Genomic DNA, 20,350 nt, shown 5'->3' with positions numbered 1-20,350 from the left:
CTCCCTCTCCTGAGTGCCGTGGATCTACTGGTTCGGCCGGTCGCCCGCCGCGGCCGCGCGCGCCATCTCCTCCAGGCGGGCCAGCATCGGCATCGGGTCCGTCCCCACCGTCCCGGGCAGGAAGTCCGCGATGCGCTCCGGCGTCCATCCGCCGCCCTCGGCGTATCCGGCCCGCAGCTCGCGGGGCTGGGCCCAGACCGCGATCTTGGGGCCCGCGACCGTGTACACCTGCCCGGTGACGGAGTCGGCGCGGGCGCGGTCGCTGAGCAGGTAGACGACGAGCGCGGCGACGTCCTCGGGCTCGCCGATCTCCTTGAGCTCCATGGGGACGTTGGCGGACATCCGGGTCCTGGCGACCGGCGCGACCGCGTTGGCGGTGACGCCGTACTTGTGCAGCCCGAGCGCCGCGCTGCGGACGAGCGAGATGATCCCGCCCTTGGCGGCGGAGTAGTTGGCCTGGGCGACGGAGCCCTGGTGGTTGCCGCTGGTGAAGCCGACGAGCGCCCCCGAGCCCTGCTTGCGCATCACCGCCGCCGCCGCGCGGAAGACGGTGAAGGTGCCCTTGAGGTGGGTGGCGACGACCGGGTCCCACTCCTCCTCGGTCATGTTGAAGAGCATCCGCTCGCGCAGGATGCCGGCGACGCACACGACGCCGTCGATCCGTCCGTACTCCGCCAGGGCCACGTCGACGAGCCGCTGTCCGCCCGCCATGGTGGAGATGTCGTCGGCGACGGCGACCGCTGCGCCCCCGGCCGCCTCGATCTCCTTGACCACGCCGACGGCGACCTCGCTGGTCGGTTCGCCGCCTTCGATGGAGACGCCGTAGTCGTTGACGACGACCTTCGCCCCCTCGGCGGCGCACGCGAGGGCGACGGCGCGGCCGATGCCCCGCCCCGCTCCGGTCACGGCGACGACCTTGCCCGCCAAGAAGTTCCCCATCTCCGGCCCCTTCCCGCAGTTTCTGACGGTCCGTTAGATTCTATGGGTCGTCAGATACCGGAAAACAAGACCCCGGAGGCCCCGATGTCCCTCCCCGCCGCTTTCCACGAGATCGCCGGGCGCGTGAACAACTGGGGTCGCTGGGGGCGGGACGACGAGATCGGGACGCTCAACCTGATCTCCGACGAGGCGGTGCGGGAGGCCGCCGCCACGGTCCGCACCGGCCGCCGCGTGGCCCTCGCCGTGGAACTGCGGCAGGACGGCGTGCAGACCGGGATGATCCCCGGCCGGGTCAACCCGCTCCACGTCATGGTCCAGGTCAACCAGGAGCTCTTCGGGCCGGGCACGGTCGCGACCAGCGACGACGCCGCGACCCTGGGCCTCCAGGCGGGCACCCACTGGGACGCCCTCACGCACGCCTCGCACTCGGGCCGGATCTACAACGGGCGCCCCGCCGACACCATCACCCCGCACGGCCGGGCCGCCTTCAGCGGCATCCACACGGCCCGGCACGTCGTCGGCCGGGGCGTGCTGCTCGACGTGGCGGCGGCGAAGGGCGTGGACCGGCTGCCGGGCGGCCACGCGGTGACGCCGGAGGACCTGGACGAGGCGGCGGAGTTCGGGCGGGTGACGGTGCGGGCCGGGGACGTCGTCCTCGTACGGACCGGGCAGATCGGCCTCTACCTGGCCGGGGACAAGCACGGGTACGCCTTCCCGTCCCCCGGCCTCTCCATCCGGACCCCCGAGTGGTTCCACGCGCGGGACGTCGCGGCGGTCGCCAACGACACGCTCACCTTCGAGATCTTCCCGCCGGAGATCGAGGACCTGTGGCTGGGCGTGCACGCGCTCGACCTGGTCGAGATGGGGATGCTCCAGGGTCAGAACTGGAACCTGGAGGAGTTGTCCACAGCCTGTGCACAAGAAGGCCGCTACGCCTTCCTGCTCTCGGCGATGCCGGAACCCTTCGTCGGCGGCACGGGAACGCCGGTCGCACCGGTCGCGCTCTTCTGAGGCGGGAGACGGCACGCGCGGGTGACGGCACCCGCCGGCGGCGGGGCGCCCGCGCACACGAAAGGGCGGCACTCACGGGTGGCGGCGCGCCCGCGCGCGCCCCGAGCACGGCACGGACCGCCGCCACCCGACACGACCCGCACATGCCGAGGGCGCACGACCGCCCTCGACTCCCCTCGCCGCGAATCGCTCACCCCAGGGTGGGCAAAACGGAACGAACCGTCAACAGCGCACCCGTCCGGGTGAGCCCACGGCCTCCCCCTGCACGGGTGGCGCCGCGGGCGCCGCCGCGGGCGTGCGGTCCACCTCGCACCAGATGCTCTTGCCGGCGCCCTCGGGCTGCCAGCCCCACCGGTCGGCGAGGCCGTCGACCAGCTCCAGGCCGCGCCCGTTGGTGTCCTCCCCGGCGGCGTGCCGCGGCCGGGGCGGCAGTTCGCTGCTGTCGGCGACCTCGACCCGCACCCCGCCCTCCGCCGCGAAGAGCATCCGCAGCACGGCGGGACAGCCGGTGTGCACGACCGCGTTGGTCACCAGCTCGGAGATGAGCAGCACCAGCGTCTCCGCGAGCGGCTCGTCGTCCCCTATGCCCGAGCCGGCGAGCCGGTTCCGGGCCCATCTGCGCGCACGCCCCACCTCCGCCGGGTCCGGCCCGACCTCCAACTGAACCTGAAGCACCTGCACCGTTCACACCATCCGAACCGGCGGACACACCTTTACGGAACGTGATTCCCTTACGGGACAGCATGGTTGACGTACAGTCACCGCAACAAGCGCTTCGGGCATATTCCAGCGCGAAGGAGTACGCGTGGTCCATACTGTGCGACGCACGCGGCGGGGAGTCGAACGCGGGGCGCGACCCGGCCTCACAAGCACTCGCATCCCACGGAGAGTACCGGAGCGAGGAGCCCGCTCCGGCCCGTGACGACCCCCCGAAGGACACAACCCGATATCGACGCCGCCGCCGAATCGAACACGCTCCGTCACCAGTTCGGGCCCGGCGGTCCGGCTCAGAGCGCCGCGGCCACCTCCTCCGCCGCCCGCGCCCCCGGCAGCACGAGCGCGGCCCGCACCCACGCCCGCTTCAGGTGCAGATGCACGTCCGCCTCCCAGGTGAAGCCCATCCCCCCGTGGACCTGGAGGCAGTCCCGCGCGTTGGCCACGGCCGCGTCGTCGGCGAGCAGCTTGGCCCCGGCGATCTCCGCCGCGTCCCCGGTGACGGCGGCCGCGTGCACGGCGGCCCGCGCCAGCTCGGTCCGCACGAGCATCCCCGCGCAGAGGTGCTTCACCGCCTGGAACGCCCCGATGGGCCGCCCGAACTGCTCCCGCCGCCGCGCGTGCGCGACGGCCGCGTCGGTGCACCAGGCGGCGGTCCCGACCTGTTCGGCGGCGGTGAGCAGGACCGTCTCCGGCCGGGCGGCCGGCAGCGTCCCGGAGACCCGGTGCAGCGGCGTCAGCGGATCGACCGACCGCATCGGGACGGCCCCCTCGGCGGGCCCGAGCACCACGTCGGCGGCGTCCCGCCAGGGGATCAGCCCCTCGGACGAGACCTCGGTCACCACCGCGAGCCCCTCCGCGGCGCCCGGCACCGTCCCCGCGGCCCGCTGCGTGGCGACCAGCGGCCCCGGCAGCAGCGCCCGCCCCGCCTCCTCCAGGACGAGGACCGCCTCCGGCAGCCCGAGCCCGACCCCGCCGTCGGCCTCCGGCAGCCGCAGCGCGAAGAACCCGGCGTCGCCGAGCTCCTTCCACAGGCCCCGGTCGAGCGCCCCGGAGTCGACCGAGGCCCGCAGCGCGTCCCGCCCGAAGCGGCCCGCGAGCAGCTCCCGCACCCCTCGCACGAGGTCCGTCTGGTCCTGGCTCAGTCGGAAGTCCACGGTCCGGCTCACCGCCCCTTCGGCAGGCCGAGGATCCGCTCGGCGACGATGTTGCGCTGGATCTGGCTGGTGCCCGCGGCGATCGTGTACGAGAGGGAGGAGAGCCGGTCGAGGTTCCACTCCCGGCCGAGGTCGAGGGCGTCGGGGCCCAGCACCTCGGCGGCGGCGTCGTACAGCTCCTGGCGCGCGTGCGAGTAGTGCAGCTTGAAGACGGAGCCGCCGACGCCGGGGACGCCGCCGGTGGCCTGCGCCTCGCTGACGTTCCGCTGGATGAGCCGCCACAGGGCCTGGAACCCGGCGGCCAGCCCGCCCAGCCGGCGGCGGAGCGCCGGATCGTCCCAGCGGCCGTTCTCCCGTGCCGCGCGGGCGAGTTCGCCGAGGAGACGGCGGCAGGCGACGACCTCGCCGACGAAGGCGGTGCCGCGCTCGAAGGAGAGGGTGACCATGGTGACCCGCCAGCCGTCGTTCTCCTCCCCCACCCGGTTGCCGACGGGCACCCGCACCTCGTCGAGGAAGAGCTCGGCGAACTCGGCGGACCCGGCGAGCGTCCGCAGCGGCCGGACGGTGACCCCGGGCGCGTCCATGGGCAGCGCGAGCCAGCTGATGCCCCGGTGCCGGGGCGCCTCCGGGTCGGTCCGCACGAGGAGCTCGCACCAGTCGGCGACCTCGGCGTGCGAGGTCCAGATCTTCTGCCCGGTGACGACGTAGGCGTCCCCGTCCCGTACCGCCCTGGTCCGCAGGCCGGCCAGGTCGGAGCCGGCGTCGGGCTCGCTGAAGCCCTGGCACCAGACCTCGTCGCCGCGGAGCACCGGCCCCAGCCAGCGGGCCCGCTGCTCCTCGGTGCCCTCGGCGGCGATGGTGGGTCCGGCGTGGAGGAGGCCGACGAAGTTGGCGCCGACGTAGGGCGCGCCGGCCCGCTCGGTCTCCTCCAGGAAGATGAGCCGCCGGGTCGGCGAGGCGTCCCAGTGCACGTGCCCGTACCCGGCGTCGTGGAGCCGCCGCTGCCAGCCGCAGTCGTAGGCCCTGCGGCCCGGCCAGTCCAGGGGGTCGGGCCGCGGCGGCAGGCCGGGCAGCTCGGCGGCGAGCCACTCCCGCAGCCGGGCCCGGAACTCCTCCTCCTCGCCGGTGTAGGAGAGGTCCATCAGACGATGCCCAGGTCGAGCATGCGGATGGCGTTGCCGCGCATGAGCTTGTAGACGGTCTCGTCGTCGAGGCCCCGGACGTGGTCGAGGGCGACCTCCTTGGTGTGCGGGAAGGTCGAGTCGACGTGCGGGTAGTCGGTCTCGAAGGTGGCGTTGTCCCGGCCGACGACGTCGAGCGAGGCGATGCCGTGCTTGTCGCGGAAGAAGCAGCAGAAGATCTGCCGGTAGTAGTACGTGGACGGCGGCTCGGGGATCAGGTCGCGGACCCCGCCCCACGCCCGGTGCTCCTCCCACACGTCGTCGGCGCGCTCCAGGGCGTACGGGATCCACCCCATCTGGCCCTCGCTGTAGGCGAGCTTGAGCCGGGGGAACCTCACGAGGACCCCGGAGAAGAGGAAGTCCATCATCGAGGCCATCGCGTTGTTGAAGCTGAGGCTGGCCTGGACGGCGGGCGGGGCGTCGGGGGAGGCGGCCGGCATCTGGCTGCTGGAGCCGATGTGCATGTTCACCACCGTCCCGGTCCCCTGGCAGACGGCGAAGAAGGGGTCCCAGTAGCCGGAGTGGATCGAGGGCAGGCCGAGGTGGGTGGGGATCTCGGAGAAGGTCACGGCCTTCACTCCGCGGGCCGCGTTGCGCCGGATCTCGGCGACGGCGAGGCCGATGTCCCAGAGCGGGATGATGCACAGCGGGATCAGCCGGCCGCCGCTGTCGCCGCACCACTCCTCGACCATCCAGTCGTTGTAGGCGCGCACGCACGCGAGGGCGACCTCCTTGTCGTGCGCCTCGGCGAAGGTCTGCCCGCAGAAGCGCGGGAAGGTGGGGAAGCAGAGCGAGGCCTCGACGTGGTTGAGGTCCATGTCGGCGAGGCGGGCCTTGGGGTCCCAGCACCCGCGCCGCATCTCCTCGCGGGTGATGCCCTCCAGGGTCATGTCGTCCCGGTCGAAGCCGACGGCGGCGATGTTCCGCTTGTACGGGAACCTCAGGTCCTCGTAGATCCACCAGTCGGCGGGGGGCCCGTCCGGGTCCATGGTGATCTGGTACTTCCCGCCGACGTAGGCCAGCTCCCCGATCCCGGCGGTGAGCGCCCTGGGCCCGCGCTCGCGGTACTTCGCGGGCAGCCAGGTGTCGAACAGGTGGGCGGGCTCGATCACGTGGTCGTCGACGCTGATGATGCGGGGCAGTTCCGTCATGACCCCTCCATTTATCTGATGGATCGTCAGATCCTGATGAGGCCAGGCTAACGGCGGGGGTCTGGACCGACAAGGACCGGCCCCTTACGCTCTCCGCACGAACTGACGCTTCGTCAGGAATGGAGTCCCGGGTGACCGCCACCGAAACCGCACAGGCCCTGGCGCTGGGCGAGTCCCGCACCCTCTGGGAGCTCGTCGAACGCCGCGCCGGGCTCAGCCCCGACCGGCCCGTCCTGCTCCAGGGCGACCGCGTCCTCACCTTCGCCGGCCTGCGCGACCGCGCCGAACGCTGCGCCGCCGGACTCCACGCCCTGGGCGTCCGGCCCGGCACCGTCGTCGCCTGGCAGCTGCCCACCCGCGTCGAGACCGCCGTGCTCTCCTTCGCCCTGGCCCGCCTCGGCGCCGTCCAGACCCCCGTCATCCCCTTCTACCGGGACAAGGAGGTCGGCTTCGCGCTGCGCGAGTCGAAGGCCGAGTACTTCGCCGTGCCCGGCGTCTGGCGCGGCTTCGACCACACCGCGATGGCCCGGCGGCTCGGCGCGCGCGGGATCTTCGAGGCGTACGCCCCCGAGGACCTGCCCGACGGCGACCCGGCGACGCTCCCCCCGCCGCCCGCCTCCGGCACCGACGTCCGCTGGATCTACTGGACCTCCGGCACCACCTCCGACCCCAAGGGCGTCCTGCACACCGACCGCTCGCTCCTCGCCGGCGGCGCCTGCCTCGCCCACGCGCTCCGCCTCACCGGCGAGGACGTCGGCTCGATGGCCTTCCCCTACGCCCACATCGCCGGGCCCGACTACACGGTGATGCTCCTGCTGTACGGCTTCCCCGCCGTGATGCTCGAACAGTTCGCGCTGCCCGACTCGCTCGCCGAGTACCGCCGCCACGGCGTCACCGTCGCCGGCGGCTCCACCGCCTTCTACTCGATGTTCCTCGCCGAGCAGCGCAAGAACCCCGGCGAACCCGTCATCCCCACCCTGCGGCTGCTCGCCGGCGGCGGCGCCCCCAAGCCGCCCGAGGTCTACCACGCCGTCCGCAGGGAGCTCGGCTGCCAGCTCACCCACGGGTACGGCATGACCGAGGTCCCCATGATCACCATGGGCGACCCGGAGGACACCGCCGAGAACCTCGCCACCACCGAGGGCCGGCCGCCCGCCGCCATGGAGGTCCGCATCACCGCCGGCGGCGAGATACGGCTCCGGGGCGAGGCCGTCTGCCGGGGCTACCTCGACCCGGCGCAGACCGCCGCCGCCTTCGACGAGGACGGCTTCCTCGTCACCGGCGACGTCGGACACCTCACGCCCAGCGGCCACCTGGTCCTCACCGGACGGCTCAAGGACATCATCATCCGCAAGGGCGAGAACATCTCGGCCAAGGAGATCGAGGACCTGCTCCACGCCCACCCGGCCGTCGGCGACGCCGCCGTCGTCGGCCTCCCCGACGCCGAGCGCGGCGAGCGGGTCTGCGCGGTCGTCGAACAGCCCGGGGGCGCCCCGCCGCTGACCCTCCCGGAGCTCACCGCCTTCCTGCGCGCGGCCGGGCTCTCCGTCCACAAGCTGCCGGAACAGCTGGAGGTGGTGGACGCCCTGCCGCGCAACGAGACGCTGCGGAAGGTCCTCAAGTACAAGCTCAGGGAACGGTTCGGGGCAGCGGGGTAGGCACCGCCGCGGAGACGGACCCCGGCTCGGGACCGGGGACGGGCCCCGGGCCGGGCGCCGGCTCCGGCGGCAGGACGGGCGGCCCGCCCGCCAGGGCCGCCGGCACGTCCCCGTACACCTCGAAGAGGCGGGTGACGCCCAGGGCGGCGAAGACCCGGTTCACGTGGCTCTGCCCCTCCTCCGCCTCCGGGAGGACCAGCCGCAGCCGCCCGCCGCAGGAACGCAGCAGCCGGCGGGTGGCGACCAGCACGCCTATGCCGCTGGAGTCGCAGAACCGCACCCCGGACAGGTCGACGAGGAGATCGTGCCGCCCGGCGGCGACGGCGTCGTGCACCCGCCGCCGTATCTCGGGCGAGGTCATCAGGTCCAGCTCACCGCGCAGGCACAGCACGGTCCATCCGTCGCGGTCGTCCTCGTCGGCCTCGATCGTCGTCACGGTCGCCGCCTGCCCCCGTCGGCCTGGCCGAAACCCCCCGAGCCGGTTATGACGCTTTCCTTACCATCCGCTCCTGCGTGAAGGCCGCACTTGCGGCAAACAGGCGTGCGTTGTCGGCCGGTCGGACTAGTTTGGGGTGCAGGACCGGACGGGGACCGACGACGGGCGAGGCACGACAGCGGAAGCGGAAGGTGGAGGGGCTCGATGGCGAACGACACACCACCGCGCTGGGACCGCAGGATGCAGCAGCGCCTCGCCCGCGGCGAGGCCGCCGCCCTCGGCGAGCTGTACGACCGCTTCGCCTCCCTCGTGCACAGCCTCGCCCACCGCGTCCTCGACGACGACCAGGCGGCCGACCAGGTCACCCGGGAGGTCTTCGGCTACATCTGGGAGAACCCCGACGCGTACGACCCCCGGCAGGGCAACCTGCGCTCCTGGGTCGCCCGGCTGACCCAGCGCCAGGCCGTCCACCGCCTGCGGCAGACCGAGGCCACGGCCTACGCGGAGACGGGCGTCGGCTCGGCCGAGGAGCTGGAGGCCAAGGTGCGCCGGGCCTCCGTCGCGGCCCGCGCCGACTACATCGTCACCTCCATGCCGGCCCCGCTCCGCAAGGCGCTCGAACTGGCGTACTTCCAGCGGCGGGACTACCGCCAGACCGCCGCCGACCTGTCCATCAGCCACGAGGAGGCCCGGCGCCGGCTCCGGCTCGGCCTCCAGCTCCTCTCCACCGCCCACGCCCGCCCCCTCGACGGACCGCCGGGCGGCTACGGGCGGGCGCTGTGACGGGGGCGAACGGCGAGGACGACGCCCTCGCACGCGCCCCCTGGATACCGGGCCCCCGGGAGGCCGCCGACGACCACGCGGACCTGACGGGGGCGACGGGCCCGGCGGACCCGCCCCCGGTGCTCTCCCACACGGTGCTCAAGTCCCTGCTCGGGGCCTGGGCACTTTTCGGCGTGCTCGGCGGCGGAGACCCGGGCGGTCGAGGACCACCTCACCGCGTGCGCGCCGTGCGCGGAGGAGGCGCTGCGGCTGCGGGACGCGGTGACCCTGCTGCACGAGGACCGGGACCTGGACCTCGACCCGCTGCTGCGGTCGCGGGTCCTGGAGAACTGCCTGGGCCGCCGCCCGGCCCGCATCCCGGTGCCCGCGTGGGCGACGCCGTACGACGCGGAGACCGCCCGGCTCGACGCCCTGCTGCGGGACATCGGCGAGTCGGAGTGGCACGCGCCGGTCCGGCTCAAGTGGTACGAGGACGACCGGCCGGTGCGGCGGAAGTCGACCGTCGCCGGGGTCATCGGGCACCTCCTCGCGGTCGACGGCCTGGTGTCGGGCGCGCTCGGACTCGCCGACCCGCTCGGTCCCGACGTGCCGGAACTGACGCCGACGGAGCGGACCGAAGCCCTCTGGGAGGCGCTGGACCGGCCCGCGAACCGCTCCCTTCGGGCCCCGTGGCGGGACCAGAGCCACGCGCTCGTCCGCACGGTCTCCTTCGCGGGGCGCGGCGTCTCCGACCTGACCGTCACCTACGGCGACTTCGCCCTGCCCCTGAAGGACGCGCTCCTGGAGCGGGCCTTCGAGTGCTGGTTGCACGCCGACGACATCGCGAACGCCGTCGCCTACCCCTACGACCCGCCGAGCGGACCGCACCTGCACGGCATGATCGACCTGGCGGCCCGGCTCCTGCCGGCGGCGGTGGCCCACCGCCGTCGCGCCGGCCTCGCGGCGCCGCCCCGCCACCTCGTCGCGGCGGGCGCGCCGGGGCGCTCGCTCCACCTGGAGGTCGAGGGGGCGGGCGGCGGCCACTGGTACGTCCCGCTGGACTCGCCCGCCGCGCTCGGCTCGCCGGACCACGCGGTCGCGCAGGTCGCGATGGACGGCGTCGAGTTCTGCCAGCTGATCGCGGGGCACATCTCGCCGCAGGAGGCGGCGGCGGGGCAGGACGGCGACCGCGAGGCCATCCGCGACGTCCTCTCCGCCGCGGCCTCCCTCAGCCGCCTCTGACCCCCGCGGGAACGGCACCCCGCACCGCGGGAACGGCACCCCCACCGCGCCCCCGTGCGGGCAGGCGTCCCGCAGGGCGAGGGGGGTCAGGCGAAGATGACGGTGCGGCGGCCGTTGGGGAGGATGCGCCGCTCGGCATGCCACTTGACCGCACGCGCGAGCGCCTGGCACTCCACGTCCCGCCCGACCGCGACGAGCTGGTCCGGCGTGACCTCGTGCCCGACCCGCTCGACCTCCTGCTCGATGATCGGCCCCTCGTCGAGGTCCGCCGTCACGTAGTGCGCCGTCGCCCCGATGAGCTTCACGCCGCGCGCGTGCGCCTGGTGGTAGGGCTTGGCACCCTTGAAGCTCGGCAGGAAGGAGTGGTGGATGTTGATGATCCGCCCGGAGAGCCGCTTGCAGAGGTCGTCGGAGAGGACCTGCATGTAGCGGGCGAGGACGACCAGTTCGACGTTCTCCTCCTCGACGAGGGCCAGCAGCTCGGCCTCGGCGGCCGCCTTGGTGTCCTTCGTGACGGGGATGTGCCGGAAGGGCAGGTCGTACGAGGCGACGAGCTCGGCGAAGTCGGTGTGGTTGGAGACGACCGCGACGATCTCGATCGGCAGGGCCCCGATGGAGGACCGGAAGAGCAGGTCGTTCAGGCAGTGGCCGAACTTGGAGACCATGAGCACGACCCGCATGCGCTCGTCCGCGCGGTGGATCTGCCAGTCCATCTGGAAGGAGTCGCCCACCGCCGCGAAGCTCGCCCGCAGCTTCTCCACGGTCACCGGCGGCTCGGCCGAGAAGTGGACCCGCATGAAGAAGAGACCGGAGTCGCGGTCTCCGAACTGCTGACTGTCCTCGATGTTGCATCCCGTGATGAAGAGGTAGCTCGACACGGCGTGCACGATGCCCTGCTTGTCCGGGCACGAGATGGTGAGGACGTACTGGTCGGTCATCCGGACAGCGTGCCACACCCCGCCGCCCGGTCCCTACCGCCGTCCGTCCACCGGGACGTCAGGCGCGCGTGAGGATCCTCAGGACGTCGAGGGAGCGCGGCGGCACGTCCGGGTCGTCCCCGTCGGCGGTCGCGAGGCGCACGTGCGCCTCGCGGGCCGCGCGGACGGCCTCGGGCCAGCCGGGGTGCTCCAGGTAGGCGGAGACGGGCGCGTCGGGACCCACCTGGTGCAGGATCCGCAGCACCCGCAGGACGGCGACGTCGACGAGCTGGGCCTCGCCGGAGTCCCGGAAGATCGCGCCGACGTACTTCTCGGCGGACCAGCTGTCGAGCCAGGTGTCCTCGACGAGCCGGTAGACGGCGTCGGTGACGTCCCCGTACCCCTCCTGGCCGGCGAGCCAGACGGACCGGTGGAACCCGGGGTCGGAGAGCATGTGCAGCGCCGAGCGCACATTGGTGCGCCAGCGCCACCACGGCATGTCGTTGAGCGGCATGCCGCCCATGGTGGAGGAGCGACGGCCGCGACGGGAAGAGTTAACCGGACCGGGGACGGAACTGGACATCGTTCGATCGTACGGTCCCCCTCCGGCAACCGGACTCACACCCTCCTCTTAGGCGCCCCGACCCCCGTAATTCACCTCCGTGTCACCCTCCGTTGAACGCCGCACACTCCCGCGTTACCCGTGAGCCGGAAGGGTGCATGCCCATGACCGGTAGGCGACTGTCCTCTCTCCTCGCGTCCGTCACCGCCGCGGCGGCCGGCGCGTCGCTCCTCACCGGGTGTGGCGTGCTCCCTGGTGCCACGGGGGGCTCCAGGGAGCCCGTCACGGTGATGACCTGGGCACCCGACCAGACGCGCGCGACCAACATGCCCGGCATGCCCGCCATGGCCCAGGCCTTCGCCCGCTGGGTGAACGCCGAGGGCGGCATCGACGGGCACGAACTGCGCGTCCTCACCTGCAACGAACAGAACACCCCCGCCGGCGCCGCCGCGTGCGCCCGCCGCGCGGACCGCGAGAACGCGGTCGCCGTCGTGGGCTCGTACAGCCAGAACGGCCGCGCCTTCATGGCCCCCCTCGAAGCGGCCGGCATCCCCTACATCGGTGGCTACGGCGTCACCGAGGACGAGTTCACCAGCCCCCTCTCGTACCCCGTCAACGGCGGCCTCGCCTCGCTCGTCGCCGGACACGGCATGCAGCTCGCCGAGGACTGCCGGCGGGTCTCCCTGGTCCGCCCCGACACCCTCGCCGGCGACCGGCTGCCCAAGCTCCTCGACGCCGGGCTGAAGAAGGCCAGCAAGCGCGGCGCCGTCGACATCCCGGCCGTCGAGGACGCCACCGAGTACACCGCGCAGGCCACCCGCGCCCGGGAGAAGGCGGGCGGCGACGACGGCTGCGTCGCCGCCGTGCTCGGCGAGCGGACCCAGACCTTCTTCGACTCCTTCCGCCGGCTCCCGGAGACCGGGTCCGGCGGCCGCGCGGACGACGGCGGAAGCGGGGGCGACGGCGACGAGAGCGGAAACGTCCGGATCTCGTCGGTCCTCGGCAGCGTCGGCCAGCCCGTCATCGACCGCACCGGCGGCGCCCGCAGCCCCTTCGAGGGCGCCTACGTCACCGGCTGGTACCCGGAGGCGGACGACAAGAGCTGGGAGCCGATGCGGAAGGTCATCAGGGAGCACGCCTTCGCCGACAACCGGGTCGACCCGACCGACACCGGCGTGCAGACCACCTGGATCGCCTACACCGTCCTCAAGGAGGTCATCGAGTCGCTCGACACCGACACGATCACCGCCTCGCGCATCTCCGAGGCCCTCGACCAGGGCACCCGCGTGGACACCGGCGGCCTCACCCCGCCGCTGCGCTGGATGTACGAGGACCTGCTCGGCGCCCCGGACTTCCCGAGGATCGTCAACCACGAGGTCACGTTCCAGGTGGTGCGGAAGGGCCGGCTCGTCGCCCAGAAGCCCGGCTTCGTCGACGTCGGCCCCACCGTCACCAACCGCGGCTGAGCCGCCCCGGGCCGCCGCCTACAGCTGGGTGGCGGCCCGCTTCTCCAGTCCGTACTTGCCGGCGGTCGGGTTCCACAGCCCGGCCGCCTCCTTCTTCGCCGCGGTCGCCTCGCCGCTCTTCGCGTCGGCCGCCTTGAGCCGGTTGGTCGTCTTGGCCTGACCGCCCTTGCAGGCGTTCTTGGCCTTCATCTGGTCGGCCCAGCCCGCGTAGTGGTCGTCGGCCGCCGCGGACGCCTGCCACGCGCGCGTGAGGGCCGCCGTCAGCGCCTGGTGGTCCGGGAGCTTGTCGACGCCGAGGGACTGGAGCTTCGTCACCAGGCTCCGGCGCTGCTCGGCCGCGCCCCGCAGGTCGGAGGCGGCCTTGTCGAGGTTCTTGCACTGCTTGATCGCCTCGACCGAGCTGATCACCGCGTCCCGGCTGTCGTTGCTGGTGGCGAGGAGCTTGTCCAGCTCCTTCGCCTGCGGCTCGGCCGGGTCGTCCTTCTTCTCCGGCTCCGCCGAGGCGCCGTCGCCCGCCCCGGCCGCCTGCGAGCTCGGGACGGCGCTCGGACCCGCCTTGGGGTCCTTCTCCTCGTCGCCGCCGCTGAGCAGCGCGCCGACGCCGAGACCGACGACCGCGCAGCCCACCACCACGGCCGCGATCAGCGCGACCGGCGACTTCCGCCGCGGGGGCTCCGGCTCGTCCCGGTCGTCGTAGTAGTACGCCTCCTGCTGCCCGCCGGGCGGCTGGTAGCCGTACTGCTGCGGCTGCGGCGGCTGGTGGTGCTGCTGCTGGTACGCCTGCTGCTGGTGCTGCGGCGGGTGCTGCTGGTACGGGGCCGGGGCCGGCTGCCGGTACGCCGGCGGCGCGGGCTGCGCGGGCGCCGAGTCCCGGAAGAGGCTGTCGAACTCCGCGGGCGGCTGCGTCGTCCCCGGACCGCCGGGCGCGGGCCCCGCCGGCACCGGCGCGATGTACTGGGTGGCGTCCGAGGCCCCCGCCGGGGCGGGCGGCTGCTGCGGCAGCGGTCCGGTGCCCAGGAACTGGGTCTGGGCCCCGCCCCCCGGCCCGGCCTGCGGCGGCACGGGCGCGATGTGCTGGGTCGCCTGCATGTCCGCGACCGGCGGCGGGTAGCCGTACCCGGCCGGGGGGCCCACCGGCGGCACGCCCCCGGGCACGGGCGCCATGTGCTGGGTCGCCTGCATGTCCGCGACCGGCGGCGGGTAGCCGTACCCGGCCGGCGGACCGGCCGGCGGCATGCCGGGCGCGCCCGGCGGCTGCGCCGGGACCGGGGCTATGTACTGCGTGGCCTGGAGATCACCGGCGGGCGGCGCCTCGGGCGGCAGGGGCTGCGCGGGGGGCAGCGGCTGCCCGCCCGGCTGGGGCGGGCCGCCCGCGGGCCCCCAGGCACCGCCCCACGCCTGAGCGCCCCCCTGCTCCGGACCCTGTCCGTTCTGCGTCACCGGGACTCCTACTGATGGACCTACGGAATCGTCGGGTCACGCTACCGGGTGCGCCCATGGCTCCGCACACACGTGTGAGCCCGGTAACACCCTTCGCACGGAACCCGGCCCGCCGATCGGCCGTCCGCCGCCCGGTCGCGCGCTCAGGCCGCGTGCGCTCCCAGGCGCGCCTCGAACTCGCGGACCACCGGCTCGCCCGCGAACGGCTCCAGGCGGTCCCTCAGGTCCTCCAGGTACTCCGCGCCGCGCGACGACCGCAGGGTGCCGAGCAGTTCGAGCGCGCGCGTGCCCGTCCGGCAGGCCTCCTCGACCTCCCGCTGCTGCACCTGGGCCGCCGCCAGCAGGGCCAGGCCGATCGCCCGCCGCCGCACCCGCCCCTCCGGATGCCCGTCGAGCGCCCGCTCCGCCGCCAGGGCCGCGTGGTCGGCGCGCCCCAGGTCCCGGTAGCAGTGCGCCAGTTCGTCCGCGAGGTACGCCCCGTCGAAGTGGGCGATCCACACCGGGTCATCACCGGACTCCGGATCGGCCCGCTCCAGCGCGTGCTCGGCCCGTCCCGCCACCGCGTCGAAGGCGAGCGCGTCCCCCATCAGGGCGTGCCCGCGCGCCTCCGCCGCCAGGAACATCGCCTCGGCCCGCGGCGGCACCCGCCCCCGGGTGCCCTCCTGCGCGGCGCGCGCCAACTGGGCGATCTCCCGGGGGTTCCCGAGCTCCGCCGCCAGATGGCTCATGGAGGCGGCCAGCACGTAGCCGCCGTACCCCCGGTCCCCGGCCGCCTGGGCGAGCCGCAGCGCCTGGATGTAGTACCGCTGCGCCAGGCCGGGTTCGCCCGTGTCGACGGCCATGTACCCGGCCAGCTCGGTCAGTCGGGCCACGGCGCCGAACAGCTCCCGGCCCACCGCCTCCCGGTAGGAGCCCGAGAGCATCCCGGAGACCACGCTGTCGAGGTAGTGGACCACCACCGGGCGGACGTGCCCGCTGCCGAAGCGCCGGTCGAGCTCGACGAGGGCCGCCGTCGTCTCCCGCACCGCCGCCACGTCCGAGCGGCCGACCCGGGCCCCGGCCGTGCGCGCCACCTGGGCGTCCGCGCCGGTGATCAGCCAGTCCCGGCTGGGCTCCACGAGCGCGGAGGCGGCGACCGAGGACCCGGTCAGGAACTCCCGGCGGCCCACGTCGCTCCGGTACAGCTCGCAGACCTGCTCGATGGCGCCGGGCACGGTCGGCGCGAACTGGAGGCCGACGCCCGCCGCGAGGTTCCGGCCGTTGGCCATCCCCACCTCGTCGATCGTCACCGCGCGCCCCAGCTTGCGGCCGATGGCCTCGGCGATGATGCCGGGCGCCCTGCCGCGCGGCTGCTGGCCGCGCAGCCAGCGCGCCACCGAGGTCTTGTCGTACCGCAGGTCGAGACCGCGCTCCGAGCCGACCATGTTGACCCTGCGGGCGAGGCCGGCGTTGGAACACGCGGCCTCCTGGATGAGCGCCTGGAGCCGTTCGTTGGGCTGTCGTGGCACGAGTGGCCTGGCTGCCATGAGTGGAACCCCCAGACGGGACAGATACGGACACGGAATGATCACTGCCCTGCGAATATCAGGTCAATGCCGATGTGAACACGCGAAACCGGACACGTCGGTTGCCGGTCGGCGCCCCCTCGTGCCGCCCCCCGTCCCGGGTCCGCCGCCCTCTTCCGTACCCCTCCCCCGCTCCCCGGTCCCCCGCGCGCCCCCGCGCGTGCACCCATGCGCCCCGCATGCAGGATCGATGCCTCACCCCCGGCGCCGCCGCGCCCGTAACCCCAGGTGACGGGCGCAGTTGTCTTCACCGTGGAAGAGACCATCGGAGTCACGACGGAAGCGGCGCAGATCCCCGAGCAGCGAGGGGAGCAGCTGCTCGACAGCGCGGTGCGGTACGCGGAAGAGCGGCACTGGGACGTGTTCCCGGGGACCTGGCTGGAAGCCGTCGAGGGCCGGGAGCGCTGCTCCTGCGGCACCGCCGACTGCCCGGCGCCGGGCGCCCACGCCGTGAAACCGGACTGGGCGACGCTGGCGACGGGGAGCGCGGTCGGGGCGCGGCGCATGTGGTCGAAGCAGCCGAAGGCGTCGATCCTCCTTCCCACCGGCCGCACCTTCGACGCGATCGAGGTGCCCGAGGCGGCCGGTTTCCTCGCGCTCGCCCGCATGGAGCGGATGGAGCTGACGCTGGGGCCGGTGACCTGCACCCCGGACCGCCGGATGTTCTTCTTCGTGCTGCCCGGCGCCTCGGCGAAGGTCCCCGACCTGATCCGCAAGCTCGGCTGGTCCCCCGCCTCGCTCGACCTCGCCACGCGCGGGGAGGGGCATTACGTGGCGGCGCCGCCCACGCGGGTCGGCGGCCGGGGGGCGGTGCAGTGGGCGCGGCGGCCCACCGCCGCCAACCGCTGGCTCCCGGACGCGGAGGAGCTGATCAGCGCGCTCGCGTACGCGTGCGGGCGCGAGGCGGCCGAATCGCGGGCCCGGGGCCAGTGACCCGGTGGTTCCCGCGGGCCGCCCCGTAGGGTGGCCGGAAAGGCGCGAACAGCGCCTCGCGGGGACCGCCGAAGGGTTGACCGATCATGCCCGACCAGGCATTTGACGGAGCGTTCGAACCCGCGGGCGCCGTACCGGACACCTCCGGTGCGGCGCCCGCGGTGCAGGTGGAGGGGGTGTGGAAGCGGTTCGGCCCGCAGATCGCGGTGCACGGGGTCGACCTGGTGCTTCCGGCGGGCAGGTTCATCGGGCTCGTCGGGCCGAACGGTGCCGGCAAGACCACCACCCTCTCCATGATCACCGGTCTGCTGCGGCCGGACGCCGGCCGGATCCGCGTGGCCGGCCACGACGTGTGGCGCGACCCGGAGTCGGTGGCGCGGGTGAAGGCGCGGATCGGCATCCTGCCGGAGGGGCTGCGGCTCTTCGAGCGGCTCTCGGGCCGTGAACTCCTGGCGTACGGCGGCCGGCTGCGGGGGCTCCCCGGCGCGGAGGTCGACAAGCGGGCCACCCAGCTGCTCGACGTGCTGGACCTGGCCGGTGCGCAGCACAAGCTGGTCGTCGACTACTCGACCGGCATGCGGAAGAAGATCGGTCTGGCGGCGGCGCTGCTGCACAACCCGGACGTGCTCTTCCTGGACGAGCCCTTCGAGGGCGTCGACCCGGTGTCGGCGCAGACCATCCGGGGCGTCCTGGAGCGGTACACGTCCTCCGGCGCGACCGTCGTCTTCTCCAGCCACGTGATGGAGCTGGTGGAGTCGCTGTGCGACTGGGTCGCGGTGATGGCCGGGGGCCGGATCCGGGCGCAGGGTCCGCTCGCGGAGGTGAAGGGTTCCGCGGCCACCCTCCAGGAGGCGTTCCTGGAGCTGGTGGGCGCGAACGACCGGGCCGCGGCGGGCGATTCGCTGGACTGGCTGGGCGGCGGGTCCCGCGGGGACCGCTCGTGAGCGCCACGGCCGCGGCGCCGTCGCTCACCCCGGTCCTCGTCCGTCTGAAGCTGTCGCTGATGCGGAACGGGCTGCGGCAGTCGGGCGGGCGCACGGCCGCGTTCGTGACCTCGCTGGTGGTGGTCCTGCTGATCGCCGCCTTCGTGGTGCTGGGCTTCCTGCTGCTGCGGGGGCACGAGGCGGCCGGGGCGGTGGCGGTGCTCACGGTCGGGGTGTTCGCGCTGGGCTGGGCGGTGATGCCGCTGTTCCTGCCGAGCGGGGACGAGACGCTGGACCCCTCGCGGCTGGTGATGCTGCCGCTGCGGCCGGAGCCGCTGGTCCGGGCGCTGCTGGTGGCCTCCCTGGTGGGCATCGGACCGCTGTTCACGCTCTGCCTGGCGGTCGGGGCGGTCGCCTCGGTGGCCCACGGGGCGACGGCGACGGTGCTCGCCGTGACGGCGGTGCCGCTGGTGCTGCTGGTGTGCGTGGCGCTGTCCCGGGCCATCGCGACGGCGAACGTCCGGCTGCTGACCTCCCGCAAGGGCCGGGACATGGCGCTGCTCAGCGGTCTGGTGATCGCGCTGGGCATCCAGGCGGTGAACTTCGGCGCGCAGGCGCTGGGGCGCGCGCAGGACCTGTCGGTGCTCGACACGGTCGCGTCGGTGGTGGGCTGGCTGCCGCCGGCGTCGGCGGTGGCGGCGGTGGTCTCGGCGGCGGACGGGGACCCGGTGGTCGCCGTGGCGCGGCTCGTGCCGTCGGTGGTGGCGCTCGCGGTGCTGCTGTGGTGGTGGCGGCGGAGTCTGGTGCGGCTGATGGTCGAGCCGGACGGTTCGACCATCGGCGCGGCGCCCGGCGCGGTGCGGGACCCCGCCGAGGGGCGCGGACGGGTGGCGCGGCTGCTGCCCGGGGGGCGTACGGGCGCGGTGATGGAGCGGTGCTTCCGCTACATCTGGCGCGATCCGAAGACGAAGGCCTCGTGGGTGTCGGCGCTGGCGGTGGGTGCGCTGGTGCCGTTCTTCAACGCCTTCCAGGAGGCCGGTTCGGTCTACTGGGCGTGCTTCGCGTCGGGGATGCTCGGCGTGCAGATGTTCAACCAGTTCGGGCAGGACTCGTCGGCGTTCTGGATGGTGGCGCAGACGATCGCGACGCCGGAGGACGCGTACGCGGAGCTGCGGGACCGGGTGTACGTGATGGTCGCGATCACCGTGCCGTTCACGGTGGTCGTCGCGGTGGGCACGGCGCTGGTCACGGGCGGCTGGTCGCAGCTCCCGGAGGTCTTCGGCCTGGCGTTCGCGCTGCTCGGGGCGATGCTGGCGCTGGGAGTGGTCGCGTCGGTCAGGTATCCGTACGCGATCCCGCAGGAGTCGCGCCGCAACGTGGCGCCGGGGCAGGGCGGCGTGGCGGTCGCCGCGATCTTCGGCGGCATGCTCGGCGGTCCGCTGCTGTGCGCCCCGCTGATCGGCCTGCTGGTCTGGCTGCGGGTGAGCGACCACCACGCCCTGCTGTGGCTCCTGCTGCCGCTGGGCGTGACCTACGGCGCCCTGCTGACCTGGGGCGCCCTGAGGCTCATGGCGGGGCGGATGCTGCGGCGCCTGCCGGAGATCCTGGCGGCGGTCGGCAAGGGCTGACGTGCGGGAAGGGGGCGTTCTCCTCCGTCCAGGCGCAGAAGTAGCCCTGCGGGCGGTCCGAGACGGCGGCCCGGGCGGGGGCGGCCGGCCCGGCGGCACCGAGGGCCACGGCCCCGGGAAGGCCGCCCCGGTCTTTCCGATGGCCGCGCGCACGACGGGTTCTCCTCGGGGGCGGCGGCGGAGCCGCGCGGGTGCGTTCCACCGCGCGGCCGCTTCGGCGGTGCCCTCCGCCCCGGTCAGCGGAACTCGTGGGTCACGGTGATCGGACCGACGAGGTGCGCGTTGAGATCGGCCAGCTCCTCGGCGGGGATCCACAGCTCCAGGATGGTGCGGCCGCCGGCCTGCCGGACGGGGTAGCGGGCGAGGAAGGCGGAGTCGACCTCGAAGCGGGTGACGTACCCGGCACCGCTGTGCTTCACGTTCCAGTCGCGGGCGATGCGGATCGCGTAGTCCTCGTTCAGCACCGGGTAGAAGATCGGCTGCTCGGGGAGGCGGGGCGGCCAGGCACGCCACTCCAGCTCGCGGACGAGGGCGAGCTCCTCGGGCCCGGTGGGGCGCCAGAGTGTCGTCGTCGGCCGCTGCGGCGTGGGCGGGGTGCTGGTCATGGCGGTGACCGTATACGGGCGGGGAACGCGGCGACCAGCGAGTTTTCCACAGGCGCCGTC

Annotated in this window: 18 protein-coding genes and 1 pseudogene; 8 read left to right on the top strand and 11 right to left on the bottom strand. The window is 74.0% G+C overall.

Going from position 1 to position 20,350, the window contains the following annotated elements; all coding sequences use genetic code 11:
• Positions 1–24 precede the first annotated feature (24 nt).
• The gene (locus tag IE287_RS00855; RefSeq protein WP_189846914.1) at positions 25–939 is read right to left on the bottom strand and encodes an SDR family oxidoreductase; all 915 of its coding nucleotides are present in this window, start codon (positions 937–939) and stop codon (positions 25–27) included.
• Between the two features lie 84 nt (positions 940–1,023).
• Here IE287_RS00855 and IE287_RS00850 point away from each other — a divergent pair, with 84 nt between their 5' ends.
• On the top strand, positions 1,024–1,950 hold the full coding sequence (locus IE287_RS00850; protein WP_189846913.1) for a cyclase family protein: 927 nt from the start codon (positions 1,024–1,026) through the stop codon (positions 1,948–1,950).
• Positions 1,951–2,172: 222 nt separating this feature from the next.
• On the opposite strand, the gene IE287_RS00845 is transcribed toward IE287_RS00850, so the two are convergent.
• The 4 genes from IE287_RS00845 to IE287_RS00830 form a co-directional block, all read right to left on the bottom strand.
• A complete protein-coding gene (locus IE287_RS00845; protein WP_189846912.1) occupies positions 2,173–2,631 on the bottom strand; it encodes an ATP-binding protein in 459 nt (152 codons plus the stop codon).
• A 326-nt stretch (positions 2,632–2,957) separates the two neighbouring features.
• Positions 2,958–3,821: an acyl-CoA dehydrogenase family protein gene (locus IE287_RS00840; protein ID WP_189846911.1), complete on the bottom strand. Its 864-nt coding sequence runs from the start codon at positions 3,819–3,821 to the stop codon at positions 2,958–2,960.
• A gap of 8 nt (positions 3,822–3,829) precedes the next feature.
• Positions 3,830–4,963 (bottom strand): acyl-CoA dehydrogenase family protein, encoded by a 1,134-nt coding sequence (locus tag IE287_RS00835; RefSeq protein WP_189846910.1) that lies wholly within the window; start codon positions 4,961–4,963, stop codon positions 3,830–3,832.
• On the bottom strand, positions 4,963–6,153 hold the full coding sequence (locus IE287_RS00830; RefSeq protein ID WP_189846909.1) for an amidohydrolase family protein: 1,191 nt from the start codon (positions 6,151–6,153) through the stop codon (positions 4,963–4,965). Before IE287_RS00830 ends, IE287_RS00835 begins: the two co-directional genes overlap by 1 nt.
• Before the next feature lie 119 nt (positions 6,154–6,272).
• Between IE287_RS00830 and IE287_RS00825 the strand changes: the two genes are divergently transcribed.
• Positions 6,273–7,811: a class I adenylate-forming enzyme family protein gene (locus IE287_RS00825; RefSeq protein ID WP_189846908.1), complete on the top strand. Its 1,539-nt coding sequence runs from the start codon at positions 6,273–6,275 to the stop codon at positions 7,809–7,811.
• Here the strand turns inward: IE287_RS00825 and IE287_RS00820 are convergent.
• Positions 7,783–8,247 carry an STAS domain-containing protein gene (locus IE287_RS00820; RefSeq protein ID WP_189846907.1) on the bottom strand — a complete coding sequence of 155 codons (465 nt, stop codon included), beginning with the start codon at positions 8,245–8,247 and terminating at the stop codon, positions 7,783–7,785. The genes IE287_RS00825 and IE287_RS00820 overlap by 29 nt on opposite strands.
• A 204-nt stretch (positions 8,248–8,451) precedes the next feature.
• Here IE287_RS00820 and IE287_RS00815 point away from each other — a divergent pair, with 204 nt between their 5' ends.
• Entirely contained in the window at positions 8,452–9,030 is a 579-nt protein-coding gene (locus tag IE287_RS00815; RefSeq protein WP_189846906.1) for a sigma-70 family RNA polymerase sigma factor, read from the top strand.
• Positions 9,027–10,251: pseudogene (locus IE287_RS00810) on the top strand (maleylpyruvate isomerase N-terminal domain-containing protein). Before IE287_RS00815 ends, IE287_RS00810 begins: the two are co-directional and overlap by 4 nt.
• A gap of 86 nt (positions 10,252–10,337) precedes the next feature.
• On the opposite strand, the gene purU reads toward IE287_RS00810, so the two are convergent.
• The gene (purU, locus tag IE287_RS00805; protein ID WP_189846905.1) at positions 10,338–11,189 is read right to left on the bottom strand and encodes a formyltetrahydrofolate deformylase; all 852 of its coding nucleotides are present in this window, start codon (positions 11,187–11,189) and stop codon (positions 10,338–10,340) included.
• 58 nt (positions 11,190–11,247) lie between these two features.
• Positions 11,248–11,691 (bottom strand): SCO4402 family protein, encoded by a 444-nt coding sequence (locus tag IE287_RS00800; protein ID WP_444545977.1) that lies wholly within the window; start codon positions 11,689–11,691, stop codon positions 11,248–11,250.
• A gap of 203 nt (positions 11,692–11,894) precedes the next feature.
• Between IE287_RS00800 and IE287_RS00795 the strand changes: the two genes are divergently transcribed.
• Positions 11,895–13,196 carry an ABC transporter substrate-binding protein gene (locus IE287_RS00795; RefSeq protein WP_189846903.1) on the top strand — a complete coding sequence of 434 codons (1,302 nt, stop codon included), beginning with the start codon at positions 11,895–11,897 and terminating at the stop codon, positions 13,194–13,196.
• Between the two features lie 18 nt (positions 13,197–13,214).
• Here IE287_RS00795 and IE287_RS00790 read toward each other — a convergent pair whose 3' ends face one another.
• Complete coding sequence (locus IE287_RS00790) at positions 13,215–14,636, bottom strand: hypothetical protein (protein WP_189846902.1); 1,422 nt, start codon at positions 14,634–14,636, stop codon at positions 13,215–13,217.
• Positions 14,637–14,779: 143 nt separating this feature from the next.
• Positions 14,780–16,162: an NsdA family TPR-like regulatory protein gene (locus IE287_RS00785; RefSeq protein WP_189846901.1), complete on the bottom strand. Its 1,383-nt coding sequence runs from the start codon at positions 16,160–16,162 to the stop codon at positions 14,780–14,782.
• A 267-nt stretch (positions 16,163–16,429) separates the two neighbouring features.
• Between IE287_RS00785 and IE287_RS00780 the strand changes: the two genes are divergently transcribed.
• The 3 genes from IE287_RS00780 (at position 16,430) to IE287_RS00770 (ending at position 19,685) form a co-directional block, all read left to right on the top strand.
• Positions 16,430–17,134, top strand: coding sequence for a bifunctional DNA primase/polymerase (locus IE287_RS00780; protein ID WP_229883210.1), 705 nt, complete (start codon positions 16,430–16,432; stop codon positions 17,132–17,134).
• Between the two features lie 86 nt (positions 17,135–17,220).
• Positions 17,221–18,078: an ABC transporter ATP-binding protein gene (locus IE287_RS00775; RefSeq protein ID WP_189846899.1), complete on the top strand. Its 858-nt coding sequence runs from the start codon at positions 17,221–17,223 to the stop codon at positions 18,076–18,078.
• Positions 18,079–18,137: 59 nt separating this feature from the next.
• Positions 18,138–19,685, top strand: coding sequence for a transporter (locus IE287_RS00770; RefSeq protein ID WP_229883239.1), 1,548 nt, complete (start codon positions 18,138–18,140; stop codon positions 19,683–19,685).
• 236 nt (positions 19,686–19,921) lie between these two features.
• On the opposite strand, the gene IE287_RS00765 is transcribed toward IE287_RS00770, so the two are convergent.
• A complete protein-coding gene (locus tag IE287_RS00765; RefSeq protein WP_189846898.1) occupies positions 19,922–20,290 on the bottom strand; it encodes a hypothetical protein in 369 nt (122 codons plus the stop codon).
• Positions 20,291–20,350 lie beyond the last annotated feature (60 nt).

This window comes from Streptomyces omiyaensis, from assembly GCF_014650895.1.
GTDB lineage: Bacteria > Actinomycetota > Actinomycetes > Streptomycetales > Streptomycetaceae > Streptomyces > Streptomyces omiyaensis.
Note: the sequence above shows the minus strand (reverse complement) of the source record. Positions and strands in the feature narration are given on the sequence as shown.